This is a genomic window from Acinetobacter sp. YH12218 (assembly GCF_013417925.1).
Classification (GTDB): Bacteria; Pseudomonadota; Gammaproteobacteria; order Pseudomonadales; family Moraxellaceae; genus Acinetobacter; species Acinetobacter amyesii.
In genome coordinates this window covers 41,572-48,680 of record NZ_VPDB01000023.1, presented here as the reverse complement: position 1 = coordinate 48,680, position 7,109 = coordinate 41,572, and the positions used below count along the sequence as shown (strand labels likewise).

The 7,109-nt window shown below is 38.6% G+C and carries 6 protein-coding genes and 1 pseudogene; 3 read left to right on the top strand and 4 right to left on the bottom strand.

Annotation, left to right across the window (positions count from 1 at the left end):
• Window positions 1-111, top strand: a pseudogene (locus tag FTV03_RS08555) (IS701 family transposase); the annotation flags it as partial.
• 407 nt (window positions 112-518) lie between these two features.
• Here the strand turns inward: FTV03_RS08555 and brnQ are convergent.
• Complete coding sequence (gene brnQ, locus FTV03_RS08550) at window positions 519-1,811, bottom strand: branched-chain amino acid transport system II carrier protein (RefSeq protein WP_180041013.1); 1,293 nt, start codon at window positions 1,809-1,811, stop codon at window positions 519-521.
• A gap of 349 nt (window positions 1,812-2,160) precedes the next feature.
• Between brnQ and map the strand changes: the two genes are divergently transcribed.
• A complete protein-coding gene (gene map, locus FTV03_RS08545) occupies window positions 2,161-2,955 on the top strand; it encodes a type I methionyl aminopeptidase (protein WP_078193926.1) in 795 nt (264 codons plus the stop codon).
• A gap of 321 nt (window positions 2,956-3,276) precedes the next feature.
• On the opposite strand, the gene FTV03_RS08540 is transcribed toward map, so the two are convergent.
• Window positions 3,277-4,191, bottom strand: coding sequence for a LysR substrate-binding domain-containing protein (locus FTV03_RS08540; RefSeq protein WP_180041011.1), 915 nt, complete (start codon window positions 4,189-4,191; stop codon window positions 3,277-3,279).
• Window positions 4,192-4,470: 279 nt separating this feature from the next.
• On the opposite strand from FTV03_RS08540, the gene FTV03_RS08535 reads away from it, so the two are divergent.
• Window positions 4,471-5,382, top strand: coding sequence for a LysR family transcriptional regulator (locus FTV03_RS08535; protein ID WP_078188530.1), 912 nt, complete (start codon window positions 4,471-4,473; stop codon window positions 5,380-5,382).
• A gap of 133 nt (window positions 5,383-5,515) precedes the next feature.
• On the opposite strand, the gene FTV03_RS08530 is transcribed toward FTV03_RS08535, so the two are convergent.
• The gene (locus FTV03_RS08530) at window positions 5,516-6,424 is read right to left on the bottom strand and encodes an alpha/beta fold hydrolase (RefSeq protein ID WP_180041009.1); all 909 of its coding nucleotides are present in this window, start codon (window positions 6,422-6,424) and stop codon (window positions 5,516-5,518) included.
• Between the two features lie 25 nt (window positions 6,425-6,449).
• Complete coding sequence (locus FTV03_RS08525; RefSeq protein WP_078189188.1) at window positions 6,450-6,989, bottom strand: PadR family transcriptional regulator; 540 nt, start codon at window positions 6,987-6,989, stop codon at window positions 6,450-6,452.
• Window positions 6,990-7,109 lie beyond the last annotated feature (120 nt).

Genomic DNA, 7,109 nt, shown 5'->3' with positions numbered 1-7,109 from the left:
GAAAATGTATATCGTTGGCAGAAGAAATTATTTAGACCAATTATCAAAAGCTTCATTGATGACTTTATTCTCGATAAAAATCATCTGCTACCACAGAGAATCTTTAAATAATAGTGCGTAAGTCCTAATTATGAATCTAAAGGTGTTGACTGGTGAGTAAAAGGGTCAATGCATAATATCTATGTATGAATAAGCAATATATATACCAACACGGGTATATCGGCTTTATGACACGAAACCGCCTAGCTTACAGTCATAATCGGGCTTAATCATGGATTTTGTGTACGGTGTATTTTGCAGAAAGTATTTGTATTTTAACTATTATTATATTTTGTAGCCAAAGGGCTGGCTTTGTTTCTCATTGTGAAAATAAAAATTTATTTAAAAGTTCAATGACTTAGGGTTATTGCGCTGTAGTAGGACAAATAAAAGTCAGTTTGGGTAAAACTCGACAATTATTGGTCGCAGGTAAAATCGTCATTCGGGTAAAACTCCGATTTTAGACAAGTCAAAAAAGGTTATTTTTTAACTTTATCAATTACAGCAGCAATAATCAGCACAATCACAGAAGGGATCAGCCATGCTAAATTTTGTTGAGCAAGTGGTAGATTGGCAATAAAGCTTGGAAGTGCATCTTCGAAACCAGCCACTTTTAAACCATCAAAAATACCGAAAATAAACGCACATGCGGTAACAGAAGCAATAACTCGTGATGGTGAAATAAACCATTTAGAGCAGAAGCTCAGTAGGATAACTGCAATCGCAGGTGGATAAATCGCACTTAAAACAGGCACTGAAACTGCAATGAGTTTGGTTAAACCTAAGTTTGAAATCAGCAGTGAGAAACCAACTAAAATGAACACAAAAACTTTGTATGGAATTTTAGTCAATTCTGAGAAATATTCAGCACATGCGCAGGTCAAGCCAATCGCGGTCACCATACATGCAACAAAGATCATTGCAGATAGGAAATAAGCGCCCATATCACCAAAAGCATGTTGTACATATGCATGCAGGATCACTGCACCATTTGTTGCATTTGGAGCAATATCATGGCTGCCCATACCGAGTTTGAACAAGCTGATATAAACCAGTGTAAGTCCAATACCAGAAATAATACTGGCAATGACAGCATACTTAGTGACGAGCTTACTATCCGTTACACCGCGTGAAGTAATGGCTTTTACGATCACGATACCAAAAACTAAAGCGCCTAAAGTATCCATGGTTAAATAACCATTGACCACACCTTCTGAAACTGGTGCAGCCACGTAATTACCAATAGCAGGTGGAATCACACCGGCAGGGATAAAGAACGCAGAGATACCCAGTACAATGAGACCTAAGATCTTGAGTGGTGAAAGGAAATAACCCACAGTATCCAAAATTTTGTTTGGATAAAGTGAAACAATGGTCACTAATGCAAAATAAATCACGCTATAAATTAGCAGACTGTTTGTGCCGTTACCAAAATAAGAAGAGAAACCAATTTCATAAGAAACGGTAGCTGTACGAGGTGTTGCAAATAAAGGTCCAACAGCTAAGTAACACGCGACAGTAAGGATAATGCTGGCTGCTTTACCCAAAGGTGAACTTAAAACTTGAATAGAACCTTCAACACGCGACAAAGCAATAATCGTGATGACAGGTAGACCAACTGCGGTGATTAAGAAACCAAATGCAGCTAACCAAACATGTTCACCCGCTTGCTGTGCGACAATTGGTGGGAAAATAATGTTGCCTGCACCAATAAACAGTGCGAAGGTCATAAAACCTAAGGCAACAATATCCCGTGTACGAAGACTTGTCATAAAGGGGAGATGAACTGTGAAAAAAGGCAATTTTAGTGCAATTAAGCTCGTTTTTGGAGCAAAATTTATAAATCGTATAGATAGTTTTTATAATACGAATCATGAATATATTGACAGATAAAATAATGTTTTATTTATATTTATGATAAATAAAAGAAATTTATTGTATATAAATTTTTTATAGAAATATGTTTAGCGATTAAGATTTATCAGATATAAATCAATTGTTCTAATTTTCAGCACTAAATAGGATGCTATAAGCCGAATAAATGCAGAAATATTGGCTGAATAAAACAAAAAAAATCTAAAAGGTCTATAATTCGGTGTATTCAAATTTGAGGATATTCAGATGAAAGCTTCCAAAATCACGATTAAAACCGAGCAAGATATTGAAAAATTACGCATTTCAGGTCGTTTAGCTGCTCAGGTTTTAGAGATGATCGGGGAGTATGTCAAGCCGGGCGTGACCACTGAATATCTGGACGATATCTGTAATGATTTTATCGTCAACACACTTAAAGTGATTCCTGCCAATGTTGGCTACTATGGATATACTAAAACCACCTGTATTTCACCGAATGAAGTGGTTTGTCATGGTATTCCTTCGAAAGAAACCGTATTGAAAGATGGCGACATTATCAATATTGATGTCGCCATCATTAAAGATGGTTATTTTGGTGATACCAGTCGTATGTACTATGTGGGTGAGGTTTCGCCTGCGGCTAAAAAGTTAGTCGAAACTACCTACGAAGCGATGGTTGCTGGGATTCATGCAGTTAAACCGGGAGCAACATTGGGTGATGTAGGCTATGCCATTCAACAAGTTGCACATCGTGAAGGCTACAGCATTGTACGTGAATACTGTGGTCACGGGATTGGTAAAGTTTATCATGAGCAACCGAGCGTTTTACACTATGGTCAACCGGGTCAAGGTGTAATTCTAAAAAAAGGCATGGTTTTTACCATTGAGCCGATGATTAACAGCGGTAAAGCGCGAACTAAAGAGTTAAAAGACGGCTGGACAGTAATTACCGCAGACCGTTCTTTATCGGCACAGTGGGAACATATGGTTGTTGTAACCGATACTGGTTTTGAGTTGTTATCTCCATGGCCAGAGGGTACAGGCGAATATCCCGCGATCTAAGCTCTGTAGTGTTGTTAATGCCATATCTGCTGTGTTCAAATGATTGAAGTTAAATAGAATTATACAGTTGTATATTTTTTGACTTTAGTCTAATAAGTTGTAGTGTGTATGAGCGTTATAGGTTTTAAGACTAAGAGGTTTTCTCTATAGCTTAATTTATAAGGTTTTGCTTATAACTCTGAAAATCAGTTAGAGCTATTAACGATTTAATAAAGATGTATTTTATTTATATAATATGATTACAGATTCTGCTGTAGTTTCTGATTTTACTTAGTTTTTAAGTTTTCGCTTACCCATCACATGGGTAAGCTTTTTTTTTGCTTAAAATTTAGCGTGTTCATGTTGGCTGAGTTTTTCAACTAAGTAATCAATGAATACACGTACAGCAGGTAGTAAGCCACGACGAGATGGATAAACTGCATGGAAAATACCATGTGCAGCTTTCCATTCAGGTAGTACACGAACCAAAGCACCTGATTTCACGTGATCGGACACAATACTGTCGGGTAATAACGCCACGCCACAATCTTGGCAGGCCAGTGCAGCTAACATAGACAGGTCAGAGCCCATCACGGTTGGGTTAACTTTGATTTTTTTCTGATGATGCTGTGCATCGGTCACAATAATATGTTGATCGAGATGCTCATCCGCCATACTTAATATTTGATGCTGTGATAAATCTTCGGGCTGTTTGAGTTCACCAAATTTATTTAGATACGCCTGGCTGGCAAATAAGTGCTGCTCAATTGTTTCAAATTTACGAATGACTAAATTGGGGTCATCGTCTAAATTTGAACGGACACGCAGCGCAAGGTCGAAGCCTTCATTAATGATATCTACGCGGCGATTGGTCACCATCATTTGCACTTTAATTTCTGGATATTGCTTTAAAAATTCAGGCAAAATTTTGGTCATTTCATTTTGTGCGATGGAAACCGGTAAGCTGACTTTAATTAAGCCGCGCGGCTGCGTACTGAGATGATCAACCAAATCGTGTGCGGCTTGAGCTGCATTCATCATGACTTGTGCATGTCGATAGATATTCATACCAATATCAGTAACAGCAAAATGTCGTGAGCTACGCTGAATTAGGCGGACACCTAAATGTTCTTCTAAGTTATAGACCCGACGACTCAGTTTTGATTTTGGAATATCTGTTGCACGTTCTGCTGCACTAAAACCACCATGCTCGACCACTTGGGCAAAACAATAAAAATCATCTAGATCACTCAGCACTGTTCTTATTCCATATTTGCAACGATTTAGCTAATTAACTTGAATTGTTTCATGAAGTCAATCACGTTTTGTAGTTTTTCATGTGAGAAAGTTGAGCAAAATTGCCAAGACTAAAGTCGGGTTAACCTTGTAATCGTTTCACATTAGCATGACCAAACAATAAATGTGGTGTATATATCTTTTAAATAACCGAATTTGAAGGATGTGATTTGAGTGTCGTCCTGATATATTCAAATACAAGACCATTATGAAAGAAATTCGACATTAAAGGACAATGTCATGGAATTAAGACATTTACGTTACTTTGTCGCCGTTGTAGAAGAACAGAGTTTTACGAAGGCTGCTGAAAAGCTATTTATTGCTCAACCTCCTTTAAGTCGTCAAATTCAAAATTTAGAAGAAGAGTTGGGTGCACAGCTTTTTGAGCGTGGCAGCCGTCCTTTAAGAACCACCACCATCGGCCGTTTCTTTTATCAGCAAGCCGTGAAATTACTCTCCAATGCAGAAGAGATTAAGCTCATTACGCAGCGGGCCAGTGCCACTGAACGTACTATTAATATTGGCTATGGCGGTTCGTTACTCTGTGGTTTATTACCTCGAATTGTTTATTTGTTCCGCCAGCAATACCCACACTTAAATGTAAATTTAATCGAACTGAGTGCAGTTGATCAGATTCAGGCATTAAAAGAAGGTCGGGTTGATGCATGTTTTAGCCGAGTTCGTGTGTCGGATCAGGCGGTTAAACGTGTGCTATTGCGTGAAGAGCCGCTAATTGTTGCGGTGCATTCGAGCCATCCTTTATCTTCACAGCAGCAGATTGCATTAAATAATCTCAAAGATGAGCAGATTTTTATCTATCCAGCAACGGATGGTCAAAGTTATGCAACGCTGATCAAGTCGTTGTTTTTAGAATACGGTATGGAGCCGAAACGCTTTAACACCCAAGCAGATTTGCAGCAATCACTAGGCATGGTTGCAGCAGGCGAAGGTATTTGTATTGTTCCTGAATCTGTACAAATTATGCAGTTTAGGCATGTGAATTATGTGAAATTATCGGATAGTGCGGCCATTAGCCAAATTTACTTGATCGTGCGGAATGATGATGAAGGGGAGTTGGCGCGTCCTTTATTTGACTGCGTTTACCAAGTATATGATTTAGAAGCAATTGAATACGATCGTCGGGTTTTCTAGTGCTTATTTTAAAAAGTAATAATAACGTTAAATTTGAAATTCAATTTTGAAGCAAACGTTTAAGTAACACCTTTCTGCATAAAACATAGGCTCATTCTTGAAAGTATTGAGCCTATTTTTTTATTCAGTCTTATTAGAGCGCTTGTTTTAAGAACTTGGTGATTTCACGGCTGAATTTGACCGGTTCACTGAGCAATGGCGTGTGTCCCGATTTTTTAAAAATAATCTGCTCTGCATTGGTTAGGCTGTCAGCAATAATTTTTTGACCTTGAGCAGGATAGAGGATCGATTTTACCCCTGTGAAAAAAGTTGTTGGCGCGGTGAGTGCTGCAATGGCTTCACGATAATCTTCAGTATGGTTTAAATAATTTTGAATATACCAATATAAATACGCCACACTTTGTGAGGGTAACATCAGCTTCTGTAAAGTTGGTTGTTGATATGCAATACGGAAAGCGGATAATGCATAAGGATTGCTATTTTGTAAGTCTATGAACCTTAACCAAGCGTCGACTAGACCTTGACGGTCATGTTTATTCATCTGCTGTGCAAATGGCACGGAGAGGTTGGTTGCAAGTACCTTCGAGATGTCTTCTAAAATACTTAAAAACTCATTGTGGCGTTTGCCATATAAACCATATTGCCAATCTGCATCTACTCGTATTTTAGGCGTTTGATCGATGTGTAAATAGCGTTTAATTTTTTCGGCAAACTGACCGTATTTTAAACCGTGCATGGTGGTCGTTGCCCCCATGGAGTAGGCAATCACCGTGATTTTATCGTAACCAAGTTGGGAAACTAAGCTGTCAATATCTCGCCAATGGCTTGAAATGGTGTCCATATTGGGAATTTGACAAAGTTTAGAGCCGCCAAATCCACGCCAGTCTGGAATGATAAATTTAAAATGCTTTCGGTGTTGATATAGAAAAGGGTGCCATTGCCAACTTTGCATGCCCAGTCCAGATAAAACCAGGATGGGTTCTCCTTGACCATATTCACGAACATACAGTTGTTGCTGATCGGGCATTGTATAGTGTGGCATGCGGCTTCCTATTTATTTTTTTGTTTTAGCGATTAAATTTATGCAATTGTGGAATGATGGTTTCGAGCCATTTGATCCAACCGATTTCCAAATCTATCCCAAGCTGTAAAATCATTTTATGAATGTACAAAGTACGGTCTTCATCATGCGCATGTGCAAAGTCTTTTGCAAAAATAGACTGGTACACTTTTAGTTTTTCTTTGTGAATGTCTAGATGGCGCTCTAATTCGGGTAATACGCCGTTTGTGCCCAGTTGAGCTTCAGCACGTAAACGAACCATTAACTCTTCACGTAACTGAGCCGGAGGGCTTTGCTCAACCATCCAATTGGCTAATTCAACACGTCCAAGCTGTTCAACTTGGTAGGTTTTTTTACGGGTTGTGCTGTGCTCATCTTCAATGGTGCTGATCCAGCCTTTTTGCTGCATACCACTGAGTTCACGGTAGATTTGCTGATGTGTCGCATTCCAAAAAAAGCCCATAGAGCGGTCAAAACGGCGTGCAAGGTCAATTCCTGTACTCGGTTTTTCAAGTAAGCTCGTGAGTAAAACATGGGCTAAAGACATATATGGCTCAGTCAAAATAGTTTTGTACTTTTTATTATGCAACATGTTGCATAAAAATCAAATCTCGCATATAAATTAGTGCAACAAGTTGCAAAAATCTTGTATGCGTAGATGGAAATA